This is a genomic window from Bradyrhizobium stylosanthis (genome assembly GCF_001641335.1).
Classification (GTDB): Bacteria; Pseudomonadota; Alphaproteobacteria; order Rhizobiales; family Xanthobacteraceae; genus Bradyrhizobium; species Bradyrhizobium stylosanthis.
Genome location: NZ_LVEM01000001.1, coordinates 731128 through 748899 on the forward strand (window position 1 = coordinate 731128; position 17772 = coordinate 748899).

At 65.7% G+C, this 17772-nt stretch carries 19 protein-coding genes; 9 read left to right on the top strand and 10 right to left on the bottom strand.

Annotated elements, in window-relative coordinates:
* The first annotated feature begins 160 nt into the window (after positions 1–160).
* From A7X65_RS03650 to clpA, 3 genes are all read left to right on the top strand, one after another.
* Entirely contained in the window at positions 161–496 is a 336-nt protein-coding gene (locus A7X65_RS03650) for a phasin family protein (RefSeq protein ID WP_063682966.1), read from the top strand.
* 680 nt (positions 497–1176) lie between these two features.
* Entirely contained in the window at positions 1177–1509 is a 333-nt protein-coding gene (clpS, locus tag A7X65_RS03655; RefSeq protein ID WP_026312603.1) for an ATP-dependent Clp protease adapter ClpS, read from the top strand.
* 283 nt (positions 1510–1792) lie between these two features.
* On the top strand, positions 1793–4204 hold the full coding sequence (gene clpA / locus A7X65_RS03660) for an ATP-dependent Clp protease ATP-binding subunit ClpA (RefSeq protein WP_063682967.1): 2412 nt from the start codon (positions 1793–1795) through the stop codon (positions 4202–4204).
* Positions 4205–4274: 70 nt separating this feature from the next.
* Here the strand turns inward: clpA and A7X65_RS03665 are convergent, their stop codons facing one another.
* The 6 genes from A7X65_RS03665 to A7X65_RS03685 all read right to left on the bottom strand — a co-directional run bounded on the left by A7X65_RS03665 (position 4275) and on the right by A7X65_RS03685 (position 9090).
* The gene (locus tag A7X65_RS03665) at positions 4275–4733 is read right to left on the bottom strand and encodes a PEGA domain-containing protein (protein ID WP_063682968.1); all 459 of its coding nucleotides are present in this window, start codon (positions 4731–4733) and stop codon (positions 4275–4277) included.
* Positions 4734–4863: 130 nt separating this feature from the next.
* Positions 4864–6285, bottom strand: coding sequence for an MFS transporter (locus A7X65_RS03670; protein WP_063682969.1), 1422 nt, complete (start codon positions 6283–6285; stop codon positions 4864–4866).
* Positions 6286–6433: 148 nt separating this feature from the next.
* Positions 6434–6595 (bottom strand): hypothetical protein, encoded by a 162-nt coding sequence (locus A7X65_RS42480; protein WP_167358201.1) that lies wholly within the window; start codon positions 6593–6595, stop codon positions 6434–6436.
* 71 nt (positions 6596–6666) lie between these two features.
* Positions 6667–7692, bottom strand: a complete 1026-nt coding sequence (locus tag A7X65_RS03675) for an aldo/keto reductase (protein WP_063682970.1) — start codon at positions 7690–7692, stop codon at positions 6667–6669.
* A 118-nt stretch (positions 7693–7810) separates the two neighbouring features.
* A complete protein-coding gene (locus tag A7X65_RS03680; RefSeq protein ID WP_063682971.1) occupies positions 7811–8041 on the bottom strand; it encodes a hypothetical protein in 231 nt (76 codons plus the stop codon).
* A gap of 92 nt (positions 8042–8133) precedes the next feature.
* Complete coding sequence (locus A7X65_RS03685) at positions 8134–9090, bottom strand: AraC-like ligand-binding domain-containing protein (RefSeq protein ID WP_063682972.1); 957 nt, start codon at positions 9088–9090, stop codon at positions 8134–8136.
* A gap of 198 nt (positions 9091–9288) precedes the next feature.
* Between A7X65_RS03685 and A7X65_RS03690 the strand changes: the two genes are divergently transcribed.
* Entirely contained in the window at positions 9289–10305 is a 1017-nt protein-coding gene (locus A7X65_RS03690) for a carbon-nitrogen hydrolase family protein (protein WP_063684782.1), read from the top strand.
* A gap of 27 nt (positions 10306–10332) precedes the next feature.
* Positions 10333–11373: a phenylacetaldoxime dehydratase family protein gene (locus tag A7X65_RS03695; protein ID WP_063682973.1), complete on the top strand. Its 1041-nt coding sequence runs from the start codon at positions 10333–10335 to the stop codon at positions 11371–11373.
* Here A7X65_RS03695 and A7X65_RS03700 read toward each other — a convergent pair.
* Positions 11370–12008 carry an HAD family hydrolase gene (locus A7X65_RS03700; protein WP_063682974.1) on the bottom strand — a complete coding sequence of 213 codons (639 nt, stop codon included), beginning with the start codon at positions 12006–12008 and terminating at the stop codon, positions 11370–11372. The genes A7X65_RS03695 and A7X65_RS03700 overlap by 4 nt on opposite strands.
* Positions 12009–12079: 71 nt before the next feature.
* Positions 12080–13096, bottom strand: a complete 1017-nt coding sequence (locus A7X65_RS03705; RefSeq protein WP_063682975.1) for a TRAP transporter substrate-binding protein — start codon at positions 13094–13096, stop codon at positions 12080–12082.
* Positions 13097–13315: 219 nt separating this feature from the next.
* Between A7X65_RS03705 and A7X65_RS03710 the strand changes: the two genes are divergently transcribed.
* The 4 genes from A7X65_RS03710 to tsaA all read left to right on the top strand — a co-directional run bounded on the left by A7X65_RS03710 (position 13316) and on the right by tsaA (position 15875).
* The gene (locus tag A7X65_RS03710; protein WP_245323223.1) at positions 13316–14158 is read left to right on the top strand and encodes a lytic transglycosylase domain-containing protein; all 843 of its coding nucleotides are present in this window, start codon (positions 13316–13318) and stop codon (positions 14156–14158) included.
* Positions 14159–14263: 105 nt separating this feature from the next.
* On the top strand, positions 14264–15004 hold the full coding sequence (locus tag A7X65_RS03715) for an AzlC family ABC transporter permease (protein ID WP_063682976.1): 741 nt from the start codon (positions 14264–14266) through the stop codon (positions 15002–15004).
* Positions 15001–15351 carry an AzlD domain-containing protein gene (locus A7X65_RS03720; RefSeq protein WP_063682977.1) on the top strand — a complete coding sequence of 117 codons (351 nt, stop codon included), beginning with the start codon at positions 15001–15003 and terminating at the stop codon, positions 15349–15351. The genes A7X65_RS03715 and A7X65_RS03720 overlap by 4 nt, the downstream gene beginning before the upstream one ends.
* Before the next feature lie 32 nt (positions 15352–15383).
* Positions 15384–15875 carry a tRNA (N6-threonylcarbamoyladenosine(37)-N6)-methyltransferase TrmO gene (gene tsaA / locus A7X65_RS03725; protein ID WP_063682978.1) on the top strand — a complete coding sequence of 164 codons (492 nt, stop codon included), beginning with the start codon at positions 15384–15386 and terminating at the stop codon, positions 15873–15875.
* 121 nt (positions 15876–15996) lie between these two features.
* Here the strand turns inward: tsaA and A7X65_RS03730 are convergent, their stop codons facing one another.
* Entirely contained in the window at positions 15997–16425 is a 429-nt protein-coding gene (locus tag A7X65_RS03730) for an HIT domain-containing protein (RefSeq protein ID WP_063682979.1), read from the bottom strand.
* Positions 16426–16476: 51 nt separating this feature from the next.
* On the bottom strand, positions 16477–17718 hold the full coding sequence (locus A7X65_RS03735) for a GNAT family N-acetyltransferase (protein WP_063684784.1): 1242 nt from the start codon (positions 17716–17718) through the stop codon (positions 16477–16479).
* Positions 17719–17772 lie beyond the last annotated feature (54 nt).

Here is a 17772-nt window from a genome sequence, read left to right on the forward strand (position 1 = left end):
AGCTTAAGGAACCCTTGCGGGAAACCCCGGGAATCTCAGCGATTTGCATCTAATTTTGTGCGTCGCACAAGATTCTTGACTTTTTTGTGCGTTGCACTAATAATGGGCACGGTCAGGGAGCCGGGGCTTCCCGACGAGAGCCAGGGAAAAGGATTCCGAAATGTTCAAGGTTGAAGACTTTCAGAACTACGGGAAAGAGCACTTCGAGCAGTGCGTTGCCTCCGCGACCTCGGTGCAGCACGGCCTCCAGGCGATCGCCAGCGCCTATGGCGACTACACCAAGAAGTCGTTCGAAGACACCAAGTCCTTCGTCGAGAAGCTTTCCGGCGTGAAGTCGCTGGACAAGGCCGTCGAAGCGCAGACCGAGTTTGCCCGTTCCGCCTACGAGACCTTCGTTGCGGAGTCGCAGAAGATCGCCGGCCTCTACAGCGACCTCGCCAAGCAGGCGTTCAAGCCGGTCGAGACCGTCGTGTCGAAGTTCACCCCGGCCAACTAATCCCTTTCCGGATATCTGGAAGCAAAAGCCCGGCTGAACAGCCGGGCTTTTTGTTTGTCGCGATCGATTGACCCGGCGGGCCGAGCGCGGCCTCGACCGTCGTTCGACATCTCTAGGGTCGAGGCGGCCGGCAGCGCGCGCAATGTCGCGGCACGTGCGTCGTCGGTTCGCTTCCGGCGTTAACCAGCACGCAGGTCATGATGGTCGTCGGCCCCGATGCTCGCCGGCTGTCTTCCAGGCGATTCAATGGCGATGGGTTGGTCCGTAAAAATCCGGAGATGATTCCGCGCGAAAGCGTCGCAGCCCGGTTGCCAACCGGTTCCTGCTCAATACGTTCTAACCATGTGACGCGGAAATTTTTGTCAAACCGGCCCGGATTGATTAACCTCGCCAAGGATCGTCCGGATCAGGAATCGGGACCGTCGCGGCCGCATCGGCCGGACCTTCGCACGCTTGCGGCGAAGGGGGGCGGGCCCATATTGTTGACGACCGAGACGGCTTGGACCGGACCGGTTGGAAGCGGCGATCCAACGAGGCGGCGCGCCTGTGTGAAGCTCCGGAGGTTGGGGCTCCGCGGCGGACCGTCATACGCTTCCGTGGGGAATTTGAACGCCTGAGCCATGCCGCAACTGACTTCCAGACTCGACCTGTCCGCGGCCACCGCCGCCGTCGCTCCCCGGATGAGCAATGACGAGAACCGTTCCGGCAACCCGACGGGTCCGAACACCTCTGTCATCACCAAGGTCAAGCCGAAGACCAAGCGGCCGAACCTGTACCGCGTGCTGATCCTGAACGACGACTACACGCCGATGGAATTCGTCGTCCACGTGCTGGAGAAGTTCTTCCAGAAGGACGTCGAGGCGGCGACCAAGATCATGCTGCACGTTCACCATCACGGTATCGGCGAGTGCGGCGTGTTCACCTACGAGATCGCCGAGACCAAGGTGACGCAGGTGATGGACTTCGCCCGCAAGCACCAGCATCCGCTGCAATGCGTGATGGAAAAGAAGTAGTCGCGCGTTCGCGTTCTTTAGAGTGGTTCTGTTCGTGTGCCGTGTGATGGCAGCACATCCTGCTGCATGATCCCGCTTAACATCGCGCCGACTTCAACCTGCCCAAATGGGTAGTTCTGCCCAAATCGGAACGGGTTTTGCATCGAAAATACCGCAGGCGTGTTGCTTGCCCAGTCGCGGAACCGGTCTTTCGCGGCGGTCTTGTATAACTATATGTGACAAAGGTTGTTGTTGCCTGACCGGGCGATCACGACCATGATGGTGGGGGCCATAGAGGACGCGAATGCCGACTTTTTCCCAAAGCCTTGAACAATCCCTGCATCGTGCGCTGGCGATCGCAAACGAGCGTCATCACCAATACGCGACGCTCGAGCATCTCCTGCTCTCCCTGATCGACGACTCCGATGCAGCCGCCGTCATGCGCGCCTGTAGCGTCGATCTCGACAAGCTCCGCACGAGCCTCGTCAATTATCTTGAGACCGAATTCGAGAACCTGGTGACGGATGGCGCCGATGACGCCAAGCCGACCGCCGGTTTCCAGCGCGTGATCCAGCGCGCAGTGATCCACGTTCAGTCGTCTGGTCGCGAAGAGGTGACCGGCGCCAACGTGCTGATCGCGATCTTCGCCGAGCGCGAGAGTCATGCCGCGTACTTCCTGCAGGAGCAGGACATGACGCGCTACGACGCCGTCAACTACATCAGCCACGGCATCGCCAAGCGGCCGGGCGTCTCCGAGGCGCGGCCCGTGCGCGGCGTCGACGAGGAGACCGAGACCAAGGGCAACGAGGACGCCAAGAAGAAGGGCGAAGCGCTCGAGACCTATTGCGTCAACCTCAACAAGAAGGCGCGCGACGGCAAGATCGATCCGGTTATCGGACGCAATTCCGAGATCAACCGCGCGATCCAGGTGCTGTGCCGCCGGCAGAAGAACAATCCGCTGTTCGTGGGTGAAGCCGGTGTCGGCAAGACCGCGATCGCGGAGGGCCTTGCCAAGCGCATCGTCGACAGCGAGGTGCCGGAGGTTCTGGCAGCCGCGACCGTGTTCTCGCTGGACATGGGCACGCTGCTCGCCGGCACGCGCTATCGCGGCGACTTCGAGGAGCGTCTCAAGCAGGTGCTCAAGGAGCTCGAGGCGCATCCCAACGCCATCCTGTTCATCGACGAGATCCACACCGTGATCGGTGCGGGCGCGACGTCGGGCGGGGCGATGGATGCCTCGAACCTGCTCAAGCCGGCGCTGGCCTCGGGCACGATCCGCTGCATGGGCTCGACCACCTACAAGGAATACCGTCAGCACTTCGAGAAGGACCGCGCGCTGGTGCGGCGCTTCCAGAAGATCGACATCAACGAGCCGACCGTCGAGGACGCCATCGCGATCCTCAAGGGCCTCAAGCCGTACTTCGAGGACTACCACCGGCTGAAGTACACCAATGAGGCGATCGAGGCCGCGGTGCAGCTCTCCTCGCGCTACATCCACGACCGCAAGCTGCCCGACAAGGCGATTGACGTGATCGACGAGTCCGGCGCGGCGCAGATGCTGGTCGCCGAGAACAAGCGCAAGAAGACCATCGGCATCAAGGAGATCGAGACCACGATCGCCTCGATGGCGCGGATCCCGCCGAAGAGCGTGTCGAAGGACGATGCCGAGGTGCTCAAGCATCTCGAGCAGACCCTGAAGCGCACCGTGTTCGGTCAGGACAAGGCGATCGAGTCGCTCGCAGCTTCGATCAAGCTGGCACGCGCCGGCCTGCGCGAGCCGGAGAAGCCGATCGGCTGCTACCTGTTCTCGGGGCCCACCGGCGTCGGCAAGACCGAGGTCGCGAAGCAACTGGCGGCAACGCTCGGCGTCGAGCTGCTGCGCTTCGACATGTCCGAGTATATGGAGCGGCACACCGTGTCGCGCCTGATCGGCGCGCCTCCCGGCTATGTCGGCTTCGACCAGGGCGGTCTGCTCACCGACGGCGTCGACCAGCATCCGCATTGCGTTGTGCTGCTCGACGAAATCGAGAAGGCGCATCCCGATCTCTACAACGTGCTGCTCCAGATCATGGACCACGGCCGGCTCACCGACCACAACGGCAAGCAGGTCAACTTCCGCAACGTGATCCTGATCATGACCACGAATGCAGGCGCGGCGGATCTCGCCAAGCAGGCGTTCGGCTTCACGCGCTCGAAGCGGGAAGGCGACGACCACGAGGCGATCAACCGGCAGTTCGCGCCGGAATTCCGCAACCGTCTCGATGCCATCGTCTCGTTCGGCCATCTCAGCGTCGAGGTGATCGGCACCGTGGTCGAGAAGTTCGTGCTTCAGCTCGAGGCGCAGCTCGGCGACCGCGACGTCACCATCGAGCTGTCGGAGCCCGCCAAGACCTGGCTGGTGCAGCATGGTTACGACGAGCAGATGGGCGCACGTCCCATGGCCCGCGTGATCCAGGAGCACATCAAGAAGCCGCTCGCCGACGAGGTGCTGTTCGGCAAGCTCAAGGGCGGCGGCCATGTTCGCGTCGTTCTCGTCAAGGACGAGGCCGACGAGACCAAGGAGAAGATCGGCTTCGAGTTCCTCGATGGCCCGGTCACGCCGAAGCAGGAAAAGCTGCCCGGCACCCGCAAGCGCCCGCCTGGCAAGCCCAACAAGCCGGGCGGCCCCGGCGGCTCCAAGGGGCCGACCTCCAAGGGACCGCTGGTCAAGGCTTGATCGGCGCGGGATGAAATCGAAAAGGCCGGCTGCAAAGCCGGCCTTTTTGTTTGCGTCCGCCGTGCGGGCGCTAGGTGCCGGTGTCCGGCGCAGCCGCAGCCGGCGGCCGTGGTTTCTTCGGCGCGGGCGGCCGCGCGCGGGGAGGGGCGGACGGCTGCATGGTCACGATGACCGGATTGGGCTTGTGATCGGTCGCAGCTCCCGTTGCAGCATCGACGCCCATGCCGACGACACCGCCGAGCAGGAGATTGCCGGCGAAGCCTGCGGCGCCACCGGTCTGGATGTCCCGGGTGAGCGGCACGATCTGCGGCTCATAGCCTTCCTTCTGGAAGGTGATGGAGATGTCGGCATTCCGCTTGACGACCACGGAGCAGGGTGTCGTGCAGGTGGTCGGAACTTCCATTCCGCTGACCACGGCTTCCACGCCAGAAGGTGTCGATGAGATGCTGATATTTTCCGTCGTGCCGCGCGTGACAGACGCGCAGCCGCCCAGCATGACGCTGAGCGCCACAATTCCAAATGAACGCATGAAATGCCCCTTTTTCCCGGCGCCAATCAAGCGCAACCGGAGCGGGAGGGCAATAGGTCATAGGTCCAGATAGTTAAGCCACGCACAAGTTGCGGGAGAGGATGGAGGTCGCCTCTGGCGTGGGCACCTGCTAGTCGCCGCGCAGGCGCTGATCGTCCTGCACCCGGACATGCTCGGCGCCGCGCGCGCCCGTGGAAGACAGCCGCAGCATGCTCAGCATCGCGCCGCAGAGCGCAAATCCGACACCGGTGAGAAGCGCCAGCCGCGTTCCGTCGACCGGATAGCGGCCGAGCAGCAGCGCCACCAGCGCAGCGCCCGTCGTCTGCCCGAGCAGCCGCGCCGTGCCCAGCATTCCGCTGGCGCCGCCGGCGCGCTCGCGCGGGGCGGCTGCAATCATGGTGCGGTTGTTGGGCGTCTGGAACAGGCCGAAGCCGGCGCCGGCCAGCGCCATTCGCCAGATCACGTCGAACGGCGTGGGCGCGGCCGGCAGGAAGGCGAGCGCGGCGAGGCCGCAGGCGAACAGCGTCAGCCCGATGCCGCCGAGCAGGCCCGCCGGATAGCGCTCGACCAGGCGCCCGGCCAGCGGCGCGGCGAATGCCACCGCGATCGGCCAGGGCGTGATCAGCAAGCCCATATGCACCGCCGAATAGCCGAAGCGGCTCTGCAGGTAGAAGGGGATCGCGACGAAGGCCAGCATCTGCCCGCAGAACGAGGCGATCGAGGTCGCGATCGACAGCGCGAACACCGGGATCCGCAGCAGGTCGACCGGCAGCAGCGGCGAGGTCATGTGAGTTTCGCGATAGACCAGCATCGCGCCCGCGATGATGGCGATGGCAAACTGAATGAGACAGGTGATCGCGGCCTCGCCGTGACCGACACTGTCGACGGCCGCGATGCCGACGCCGAAGGTGATGGCGGACAGGCCGGCGCTTTGCCAGTCGAAGGAACGGCTGGCCGGCCTCGTGTGCGGCAGGCTGCGCAGGCCGAGCAACAGCGTCACCGCGCCGAGCGGCACGTTGATGGCGAACAGCCATGGCCAGCTTCCGACGGCGAGGATGCCTGCGGCAAGCGTCGGGCCGACCGCGGCCGAGAAGGCGACGACGAGAGCGTTGAGCCCGATGCCGCGGCCGAGCTGGCTGCGCGGATAGGTGAAGCGCACCAGCGCCGCGTTGACGCTCATGATGCCGGCGGCGCCAAAGCCCTGGACGATGCGTGCGATCGTCAGCAGCGGCAGTGTATGGGCCAGCGCGCAGAAGGCGGATGCGAGCGTGAACAGCACGAGCCCGACCAGATAGACGCGGCGATAGCCGACGATCTCGCCGAGCGAGGCCAACGGCAACAGCGAGATCGTGATCGCGAGCTGATAGCCGTTGACGATCCAGATCGAGAAGGCCGGGCTGGCGTTGAGGTCGGTCGCGATCGTCGGCAGCGCGACATTGGCGATGGCGCTGTCGACCACGGCCATGATGATGCCGAGTGCGATCGTCAGAACCGCGTAGTTGCGCTGCGGTTGCGGCAGGCCGTCGGCATGTTCGATCGGTGCGGACGACATGATGGTGGCGCGGTTGATTTGGGCCGTGGTGCGTCTCCGGATTAGGAAATTGCAGGCTGGATCGCAACCCGGCAGAACCACGGACGGTTCCAGCGCCGGCGGCAGGCCTGCCGTGCGGCAAAATGGGTTGGAAAACGCCGCCGTCGGACTACCAGCGCCCCGTCCACTTTCCGAAGATGTAGAGCGTCACGAGGCCGAGCGTCACCGCGGTCGAGGCGGCGATGACGGTGCGATCCCAGTCGATGCGCGTCCGCTCGGCGCGGTTGAGACTAAGCACCGTGAACAGGGCCTTCATGGCAAATCGGCGCATCGGAAGCCTCGCGAGGGCCGCAGGATGGCACGGCCGACACACGCGGGCTTGATGCAGCTCAAGGGCGGTCGTTACACCGCCGGTGGATTGCGATCGGTGAAGGTGGTGCGCTGGTGCCAGTAGGGATAGGGCAGCGTCACCTTGCTGGCGGCATCGAGCTTGGCCACCTGGTCCTTGGTCAATGACCAGCCGACCGCGCCGAGATTCTCGCGCAGCTGCGCCTCGTTGCGCGCACCGATGATCAGCGTCGAGACGGTGGGGCGCTGCAGCAGCCAGTTGAGTGCGATCTGCGAGACACTCTTGCCGGTTTCCTTCGCGATCTCGTCGATCGCATCGACCACGCGATAGACGTGCTCGTCCGGCACGGGCGGACCGAACTCGGCGGTCTTCGGCAGGCGGCTCACTTCCGGCTTCGGCTGGCCGCGCCGGATCTTGCCGGTAAGGCGTCCCCAGCCGAGCGGCGACCACACCACTGCGCCGAGGCCCTGGTCGACGCCGAGCGGCATCAGCTCCCATTCGTAATCTCGGCCGATCAGCGAATAGTAGGTCTGGTTGGCGACGTAGCGTGGGAAGCCGTGCTTGTCGGCAACATTGAGCGACTTCATCAGGTGCCAGCCCGAGAAATTCGAGACGCCGACGTAACGGATCTTGCCGGCGCGCACCAGCACGTCGAGGGTCGAGAGCACCTCTTCGGGCGGCGTGAAGGCGTCGAAGCCATGGAGCTGGAACAGGTCGATGTAGTCGGTGCCGAGCCGGCTCAGCGAACCGTCGATGGCCGCGAGCAGATGCTGCCGCGACGAGCCGATGTCGTTGGGACCGTCGCCGAAGCGGAAGGTAGCCTTGGTCGAAATCAAAACCTTGTCGCGGCGGCCTTTGATGGCCTCGCCGAGCACGCGCTCGGACTCGCCGAGCGAATAGACGTTCGCGGTGTCGAACATCGACACGCCGGCCTCGAGGCAGATGTCGAGAAGGCGTCGCGCTTCGGTCGCGTCCGTCGTGCCCCAGGCCGCGAGGCGGCCGACGCCGCCGAACGTGCCGGTCCCCAGGCTCAGGGCGGGCACCATGAGGCCGGACCGGCCCAAGCGTCGGTATTCCATCGATATTGCTCCTCGGCTGGCCGCTGGTTGATCGGCGCGGCCTTTCGTTCGGGATGTTAGTGCAAGCAGGCGCGTCGTCCTACGACGTGCTCACATACCGGCCTTGCTTGGGAGCGGGCTAGTCGTGCCGAAGCATGTCATCGAAGGCCGTATCGGCAACGCGCGTGCCGACCGGATTCGATGCAGCCTGAGCCTCAATTCTTGTTGAAGGAGAACAGGCGGCATCACCATCATGCGGCTGCCGCGGCAACAAGGTGAGGCTCCAGCCGACGAGAACCAGCATCGCGAGCCGGAATGCGATCGCGCCCAGCAGCAGCTCCGATCCGCTTATGGTGGCGTTGCTCCTCATGTGCCACAGCCTGCGGCAGGCCGGCCGGCAAGACAATCTGGAATTGGCGAGCGCTGCCTTCGTCCCGAACGAAGGCTCCGCCTGATAGCTGCTCAGTGCGGCAACTGGCTCTGCCTGAACTCGCGCGGCGACATCCCGAAATGTTCGCGGAAGACGCGGCCGAAATGCGAGAGGTCGTTGAAGCCCCAGGCGAATGCGATCTCGCTGATGTGGCGATGGGTGAGCACGGGCGAAACGAGGTCGCGCCGGCATTGGCCGAGACGTTCGGCGAGAACGTAACGCTGGAACGAGGTGTCCTCGTCGGCGAGGAGATCGTTCACATAGCGTGGCGAGATACCGAGCGCGGCAGCAGTGTCGGCCAGCGAGAGGTCGGGGTCAGCGAGGTGCGCGCGAATGTGGGCCTTCAGCCGGTAGAGCAGGGCGGAGCGATGGGTCGACGACGGCAGCGTGGTGTTGCCGAGCCGCTCGCTCAGCGCCATCGCCAGCAGGTCGACGGCCTGCTCCGACAGGGCGGCCGCGTTGTTCGGCGCGAGACGGTCCGCGCTCTGGCAGAGCCTGATGATGAAATCATAGGCGAGCCGCTCCAGCGGTGCATCGGCGCCGAACGAGATCGCGGTGAGCGTCTCGGTGGCACCTAACCGTCGCTGCAGCATCTCGCGCGGCACCTTGAAGATGGTCTGCGTGAAACTGTCGTTGAACTTCAGTTCATAGGGGCGCGTCGTGTCGTAGAGTGCGAACTCGCCGGGATGGATCACGGTCTCGCGGCCGTCCTGCACCACACAGCCGTCGCCGCGATTGCCGAGCGCGACGAGAACAAAATCCTGATCCGAGCGCGCGATGCGAGAGGGCGTGCGAAAGACGTGCTGGCGGTCCGAGCAGACGTCGGAGCAGACGGCCTTGCCGAGCGAGGCTTGCGTCACCGAGCCGTGAAAGGCGCTGCCGAGGTCGGACTTGCAGTCGAGCCCGACGAAGACGTCGCAGACGATGTCCTGCCAGAGGGCGAGCCGCCGGTAGCCGGGGCTGCCGTGCGTCGTGAACTGGATAGTCATCGGCAAGCCTCCCTGTCCCATCCCCGCAAAGCCGCATGTTGGCGCAGGTCAAGCCTGACCTGAGGCAAGTCCCGTACCGGCGCGGCGGTCCCTTCCAGTCGAGTTTTTGTTCCGCCGCGGTCGAGCGCCCGGCCGCCCGGCTTGGCCAAATAGACTGCATCGGACGAGGTCCGCGATCAACCGGCAATGGAGGCGGCCATGGGCATCGAACATCCCAAATACAAGGTGGCGGTGGTGCAGGCGGCGCCCGCCTGGCTCGACCTCGACGCCTCGATCGACAAGTCGATCGCACTGATCAAGGAGGCGGCCGAGAAAGGCGCGAGGCTGATCGCCTTCCCGGAGGCTTTCATCCCCGGTTACCCCTGGCATATCTGGATGGACTCGCCGGCCTGGGCGATCGGCCGCGGCTTCGTGCAGCGCTATTTCGACAACTCGCTGTCCTATGACAGCCCGCAGGCAGAGCGCCTGCGCGATGCGGTACGCAAGGCGAAACTGACGGCGGTGATCGGCCTGTCCGAGCGCGACGGCGGCAGCCTTTACCTCGCGCAATGGCTGATCGGGCCCGGCGGCGAGACCATCGCCAAACGCCGCAAGCTGCGGCCGACCCATGCCGAGCGCACCGTCTATGGCGAAGGCGACGGCAGCGATCTCGCCGTGCATGCGCGGCCCGACATCGGCCGGCTCGGCGCGCTGTGCTGCTGGGAACATCTCCAGCCGCTGTCGAAATACGCGATGTATGCCCAGAACGAGCAGGTGCATGTCGCGGCCTGGCCGAGCTTCTCGCTCTACGATCCCTTCGCGCCGGCGCTGGGCGCCGAAGTGAACAATGCCGCGTCCCGCGTCTATGCGGTGGAGGGCTCGTGCTTCGTGCTGGCGCCGTGCGCGACGGTGTCGCAAGCAATGATCGACGAACTCTGCGACCGGCCGGACAAGCACGCGCTGCTGCATGCCGGCGGCGGCTTTGCCGCGATCTACGGGCCCGACGGCAGCCAGATCGGCGACAGGCTCGCGCCGGACCAGGAGGGGCTGCTGATCGCCGAGATCGACCTCGGCGCCATCGGCGTCGCCAAGAATGCCGCCGATCCCGCCGGGCATTATTCGCGGCCCGACGTGACGCGGCTGCTGCTCAACAAGAAGCGCTACCAGCGCGTCGAGCAGTTCGCGCTGCCGGTGGACACGATCGAGCCCACGGATATTGCCGCGGCGGCGAGCTGACCGCTGCGATCACGGGGAGGGCACGGCATGGAATCCGCAATTCCTCTGCATCTCGAAACCACGCGCACGCGCCACAAGCGCGTGCCGGACGATTATCAGCCGCCATATCCATCCTTCGTGGCGCGCTACAAGCCGGCCGTGAACCGGGTCGTGATGGCCTATTTCGGCCTGCAGTATCGCGGCACGGCGCCGTCGGGCGCGATGGAAGCGCTGAAGGATATCGCAGGGCTGTTCGCGGGCGAGGGTGGTCCGTCTCATTGGGACCGCGCGAGTTATGCCGACCAGGCCGGCTACGAGAATGTTGTCACGGTCGCCTATTGGGACGACGTCGTGCGCTTCGATGCCTGGTTCGCACCGGCGCGGGAGGCGTGGACCGGCCGCGTGCGCGAGGGCGTCGGCACCTTCATCGAGGTGCTGCGCCCTGTCGTGGCGCGGCACGAGACGCTGTTCTCCTCGCCCGACCGGCCCGAAGGCGTTGCCGTCATCGCGGATGGCATGAGCGGAGAGGTGCAGGAGCACGCCTATTGGGGCGGCATGCGCGACCGCATTCCGCTGTCGCAGACCGACGCAATGGCGCCCGGTGGCAGCCCGGAGCTGATCCGCGACGGCGCGCGCCTGCGCGTCAAGGCGCACGACAATCTCTGTCTGATCCGCTCCGGGCAGGACTGGAGCGATACCGAGGCGTCCGAGCGAAAGCTCTATCTCGACGACGTCGAGCCGGTGCTGCGCGAGGGCATGGACTTCTTGCGGGACGACGGGCTTGCCATCGGCTGCTATACCAATCGCTACATGAATGTGATCGCGGCCGACGGCAGCGTCAGCGAAAAGTCCTATGGCCAGAGCTGGTGGAAAAGCCTCGCCGCGCTGGAGCGCTGGGCGGAGTCGCATCCGACCCATGTCAGGATCTTCGGTGCGGCGATGAAGTACCTCTCGACGCTCGGGCCGTCAGCGAAGCTGCGGCTCTATCACGAGGTCACGGTGGCGGCCGCCGACGAGCAGTTCTTCGAATATCTGAACTGTCACGCCAAGACGGGGATGCTCGCAGCGGTCGAGACTGTGACCGCTTAGGCCACGCAGTGGCCGAGCAGCTCGGGATGCGCGGTGCAGATGTGATGCGCGCCGGCCTCCCGAAGCTCGGTCTCGCTGCCATAGCCGTAGAGCACGCCGATCGCGGTCATGCCGTTGGTGCGGGCGCCGACGACGTCGTGGCTGCGGTCGCCGATCATGATCGCCTGCCGCGGATCGACCTTGGCCTCGTCGAGCGCGTAGCGCAGCAGGTCGCGCTTGTCGACGCGCGTGCCGTCGAGCTCCGAGCCGAACACCCGCTCGAAATACGGCTTCAGGCCGAAATGATCGACGATGCGGCTGGCGTAGACCGCGGGCTTGCTGGTTGCCACGAACATGCGCGGCGTCGTCGCCGCAAGCGTCGTCAGGGTATCGACGATGCCGGCATAGGCCTCGTTCTCGAACAGGCCGATATCGGAAAAACGTTCGCGGTAGAGCAGCAGCGCGCGGTCCGCGAGTTCCGCGCTGCCCGTGAGTTTCTGCAGGCTGGCATGCAGGGGCGGGCCGATGCACCAGGTCAGCTCGTCCTCGCTCGGGACCTTGAGGCTCAGCCGCTCCAGCGCGTACTGGATCGAGCGGGTGATCCCGGGCTTCGGGTCGGTCAGCGTGCCGTCGAGATCGAAATAGATCGTGGTCATCAGGGCGGAACCGGCGTTGAGACTGCCGCCCGTTGCTAGTGGGCTGGGCCCTCAAGTCAAGCCCCGTTGCGTCATTGCTGCCGGGCCCAGGCGACGATCGCGGCGGCGTCCGGGCCGGCCTGGGCCTCCCACGCGGTGATCGTGCCTGACGCGGCGCCGCGCAGGGCCGCGACGAGGGATTGCGGCGCGGGCTCGACGATGCTCACACCGTTCTCGCGCATCCGCGCGTAATTCTCGGCCGTACGATGGGCGAGCAGTGCAAACTGGCGTTCCTCCGTCTCGGCGGCCGCCGCCAGCACCTCGCGCTGCATCGGCTCGGACAGCGCGGCAAAGTCCTCGTTGCGGACGAAGGCGATCGAGACCGGCATCGCATAGTTGATGGCGGTGAAATGCGGTAGGAAGTCCCAGAGCTTTCGCCCTGCGCCGCCGTCGCCGGAGGTGAGGAACGCGTTCAGCTGATGGTCCTTCAGGCCGGCCAGCGCCTTGTCCATCGGCAGGAACTGCGCATTGGCGCCGGCCGCGCGCATCACCGCGTTGGAATTGGCGTCGTAGGCCCTTAAGTCTAGCTTCGCCAGATCGTCGGCGCCCGCGAGCGCATGATGCGACCAGAGACCGGTCGCCGGCCAGATCGTCAGATACAGCAGCTTGAGGCCGCGCGCGGCGAAGGCCTTCTCGTAGAGCGGGCGTGCCCGCGCGTTGGTGGCGCGGGCAAGGTCCACCGATTGCACCACAAAGGGCAGGGTGGAGAGACCGAACACCGGGTCGAGGCCGGACAGTGCGCCCGCGAAGGCATCGCCGCCGGCGATGCGACCATCCATCGCGGCACGCGGCATTTCGCCCGAGCTGATCTTGAGCTCGTTGTCGAAGGCGTTAGCTACGGTCACGAAACCGTTTGTGCGCGCTGCGACGCGATCGGCGAAAGTGGTGAGGCCGATCCCGGAAATGTTGTTTTGCGGGTATTCCGTGGTCATCCGCCAGCTGACCTGCGCCATGGCCGGCGCGGCGGACAGGACGAGGGCGGCGACGGTTAAGGTCGCGCGGATCCGTTTGGCGAGGGAACGCGTTGGGCGAAGCAGGTCAGGCAGCATATATTGGCAACTCATTGAACCATGGCACGATGCCACGACATGGCGGATCATCTTGTCGCATGCCGCGCCGCAGCGCGCCACGTTGATGCTTGGGCAGTGTTGGCGCGGATTGCATCAATCCTCATAGCCACACTGCTCGTCTCGCCGTCGCGCGTCGCAGCCTGGGACAGCTCGCCGGCAAAAACCAACGTCGCCGTTCCCAGCGTTGAGGAGCTCGCGATGCCGCCGCAGAAGCCGGCGGATGCGCGCGAGAGCGACACGCGGGAATCGATCTGCCTGATCGTCGAGGCCGCCGCGCGCGATGCCAACCTGCCGCTGGAGTTCTTCGCCCGCGTGATCTGGCAGGAAAGCCGTTTCCAGGCCGATGCGGTGGGGCCCATGACGCGCAGCGGCGAGCACGCCCAGGGGATCGCGCAGTTCATGCCGGGCACCGCCAGCGAGCGCGGGCTGCTCAACCCCTTCAACCCGGTGCAGGCGCTGCCGAAGTCGGCCGAATTCCTGAACGAGCTGCGCAACCAGTTCGGCAATCTCGGCCTTGCCGCGGCCGCCTACAACGCCGGCCCGCGCCGCGTGCAGGAGTGGCTCGCCGGCACCGGGCCGATGCCGGAGCAGACCCGCAACTATGTCTACGCCATCACCGGCACGAGCGTTGACGCGTGGGCCAAGGCGGGCAGCACCGGCAAGGGGCCGCCGAGCTCGCCGCCCACCAGTTGCCGCGACCTCATGGCCCTTTTGAAGCGCGCGCCAAATCCGTTCGTCGCCGAGCTCGAGCAGCATGTCGAGCTTGCCGCGGCCAAGATCTGGGGCGTGCAGCTTGCCGCCGGATTCGACCGCAACAAGGCGCTGGCGATGTATTCCCGCGCGGTCACGCATCTGAGCGCGGTGATCGGCGAACGCGATCCGAGCCTGCTGCGTTCGGTGATGCGCAGCCGCGGCACGCGCGCGTTCTACCAGGTGCGGATCGGTGCGGATACGCGCAGCGAGGCGGATGATCTGTGCAACCGCATCCGCAAGGCGGGCGGCGCCTGCTTCGTGCTGAAGAACCGGGGTGTGACGGGGTAGGGCGCCTCTCCGCGCGCATGCCAGCCCCGCCGCGCGCTTCCTTGACGCGAGGCGCCGCATTGCCCGTTATGCGGGCACGATTCTGCAACTTCAGCCGGCCGTTCCGTGGCGCTCCCTCCGCTCGATTCCCCTCAATGGCAAAGTCCCTTGCGCGCCTTCGGTTGGGGGCTGCGCTCGGTCACGCAGACGATCCTGACGCTCGTCCTGTTCGCGACCTATCTCGGCATCGGCGCGCTGGCCCATGACACCCATTTCAGCCTGCTCTGGGCACTCTGCTCGACGCTGTTCGTCTGGGCGGGGCCGGCGCAGATCATCCTGATCACCACGCTTGGCTCGGGCGCCACCATCATCCAGTCGGCGATTGCCGTCACCGTCAGCGCGATCCGGCTGTTTCCCATGGTGGTCTCGGTGCTGCCGCTGATGCGGACGCCGACGACCAGGCGGCGCGAGCTGTTCTTCGCGGCACATCTCACGGCCGTGACGCTGTGGGTCGAATGCCATCGCTTCCTGCCGCAGGTGCCGCGCGAGCGGCGGATCGCCTTCGTCAACGGACTTGGCTTCGGTCTGGTCTCGGTGTGCCTCACCGCCAACACGGTCGGCTATTTCCTCGCCGCCAATCTGACGCAGACGCTGGGCGCGGCGATCCTGATGCTGACGCCGCTGTCGTTCCTGTTCTCGACCGCGCGCAACAGCCGCGAGGCCGCCGACGTCGTCGCGCTGACGCTCGGCGTCCTGCTCTACCCGCTGGCCGCGAAGATGAACTCCGGCCTCGACATCCTCGTCAGCGGGCTCGTAGCCGGCACCATTGCCTATGGCGTGCATTGGTGGCGGGAGGTGCGCGCATGAGCTACGCGCAGCTCATCGGCGACTGGCAGGCGCTCGTCGTGCTGTTCGTCGCCGGCGTCGTTCCCAACCAGATCTGGCGCATGCTGGGCCTGTGGTTCGGCGGCGGCATCGACGAGGGCTCCGAGCTGCTGGTCTGGGTGAGGGCGGTTGCAACCGCCATCCTGGCCGGCGTCATCGCCCAGATCGTGGTGCAGCCGCCGGGGGCGCTCGCCAGCGTGCCCGATGCCCTGCGCTATGGCGCGGTCGGCGCCGGCCTCGTCGTGTTCCTGCTGACCCGCCGCTCGATCTTCGCGGGCGTGGTGACGGGCGAAGTCTTCATGCTGGTCGGCAAGTGGTGGTTGGGCTAAAACCGCTTCCGACAAGCCAAGGAACAGGAAATATGGTTCGCGAAAACGAGCTCCGCGAAGGCGAGGTCGCCATCGAGCTGCCGTCCACCGAGGATGCCGGCCTCGTCTTCATCGGCCGCATCCGCACGCCCTGGACGTCGCGGCTGGAGACGCCGCGGCAGGGGCGCCAGGACGGCCCGATCTGCCGGCTCGAGATCTACGAGCTGTTCGTGCCGGCCATCAAGGGCGTCGACTTCTACAGCAATCTCGAAGTGCTCTATTGGCTCGACCGGTCGCGGCGCGACATCATCCTGCAGAGCCCGAAGAACAACGAGAAGACGCGCGGCACGTTTTCGCTGCGCTCGCCGGTGCGGCCCAATCCGATCGGCACGTCGATCGTCAAGCTGGTCGGCATCGAGGGCAATGCCATTCTGGTGCGCGGCCTCGATTGCATCGACAACACGCCGCTGATCGACATCAAGCCCGACCGCTGCGAGTTCACCCCGCTCGCCGCACCGCAGCCGGGGGATTTCCAGACGGAGTGAGGGGCCACATCGTCGCCTCCTCGTCATTGCGAGCGAAGCGAAGCAATCCAGTCTGTCTCTGCGGACGCAGACTGGATTGCTTCGTCGCAAGGGCTCCTCGCAATGACGGAGTGTGCGCCGGCTATCCCGCCTTCAGCGCCGCGATCAGCTTGGTCGCGTTCTCTTCGAGCACCTTGACGTCTTCCTTGCGGCTCGCGGGCGGCAGCATGGCTACGCCGTCGTGGCGCGGCATCACGTGCATGTGCAGGTGAAACACCACCTGGCCGCCGGCAGGCTCGTTGAACTGCTGCACGGTGATGCCGTCGGCCTTGAACGCCTTCATCGCGGCAGCCGCGATCTTGTGGGCGCCGCGGGCAACATGGGCGTAGTCGTCGGGCTTGATGTCGAGGATGTTGCGGGCAGGGGCCTTCGGGATCACCAGCGTGTGGCCGGGGACGCGCGGCATGATGTCGAGGAAGGCGAAGACGTGTTCGTCTTCGTAGACCTTGTGGCAGGAAAACTCGCCGCGCAGGATCTTTGCGAAGATGTTGTTGGGGTCGTAGGCGGTCATGGCGGCAGCTCCCAAGATTTTGCGCTTACTGTCACCAGCCCGGTGTGCGCGTCAAGGCGCCTCGTCGAAGCCTTTGCGGAACGGGCCGAGCTCGGCGAGCTCCCGTCCGGCCTCGGCGACATAGGCGCGCTCGCGCTTGAGGTAATCGTCGATGGCGCGGCGCAGGCCGGGATCGGCGATGAAGTGGGCGGAATGGGTCGTCTTCGGCAGGTAGCCGCGCGCGATCTTGTGCTCGCCTTGCGCGCCGGCTTCGACATTCCCGAGGCCATGTTTGATGGCGAAATCGATCGCCTGGTAGTAGCAGACCTCGAAATGCAGGAAGGGATGATGCTCGACCGCGCCCCAGTTGCGGCCGAACAGCGTGTCCGAGCCGATGAAGTTGATCGCGCCCGCGATCCAGCGGTCGTTGCGGCGGGCCATCACCAGCAGCACGTCCTCTGCCATGGTCTCGCCGATAAGTGAGAAGAACTCGCGCGTCAGATACGGCCGGCCCCATTTGCGCGAGCCGGTCTCCATGTAGAACATGAAGAACGCGTCCCAGGCATCCTCGGTGATGTCCTTGCCGGTGAGCCAGTGGATGGTGATCCCCGCGGCCAGCGCATCGCGCCGCTCGCGCTTGATCGATTTGCGGTGGCGCGAGTTCAGCGTCGCCAGGAAATCGTCGAAGCCGGCAAAGCCCTCATTGTGCCAGTGGAACTGCTGGTCGGTGCGCTGGAGGAAGCCGTGCTCGGCGAGCAGCTTCCATTCCGCCTCGCGCGCGAAGGTGACGTGAACGGACGAAGCCTTGCTGACGCCGCACAGCGCCACGAGCCCGCTTGCCAGCGCGTCCGTGATGCGCTCGCGATCGACGCCGTCGCGGACGAGCAGCCGCGGCCCCGTCGCTGGCGTGAAGGGAACCGAGACCTGCAGCTTCGGGTAATAGCGCCCGCCTGCGCGCTCATAGGCGTCGGCCCAGCCGCGGTCGAAGACGTATTCGCCCTGGCTGTGCGATTTCAGATAGCAGGGCACGACACCGGCGACGCGGCCGTCGAGCTTGGCCACGAGATGCCGGGGGCCCCAGCCGGTGCGGATCGTCGCCGAACCCGATTTCTCGACGGCCGACAGAAAGGCGTGCGAGACGAACGGGTTATAGGCGGGTCTTGAGAGGCCGAGGGAATCGCCTGGAACGGCAGATGAGGTTCCGTTGCCAGCCCCGTTGCAGCGGCCGCCGGGATTGGCGCAGGCGTCCCAATCCCCTGCAGACACTTCACCGATAGAAGGGACCGCCTCAAGCGTGATTTCAGATGATGCCATCGTGCCCAAGATCGTGCATTGCAGCAGCGACTTCAAGAGGGCGGCCCGCGCGTC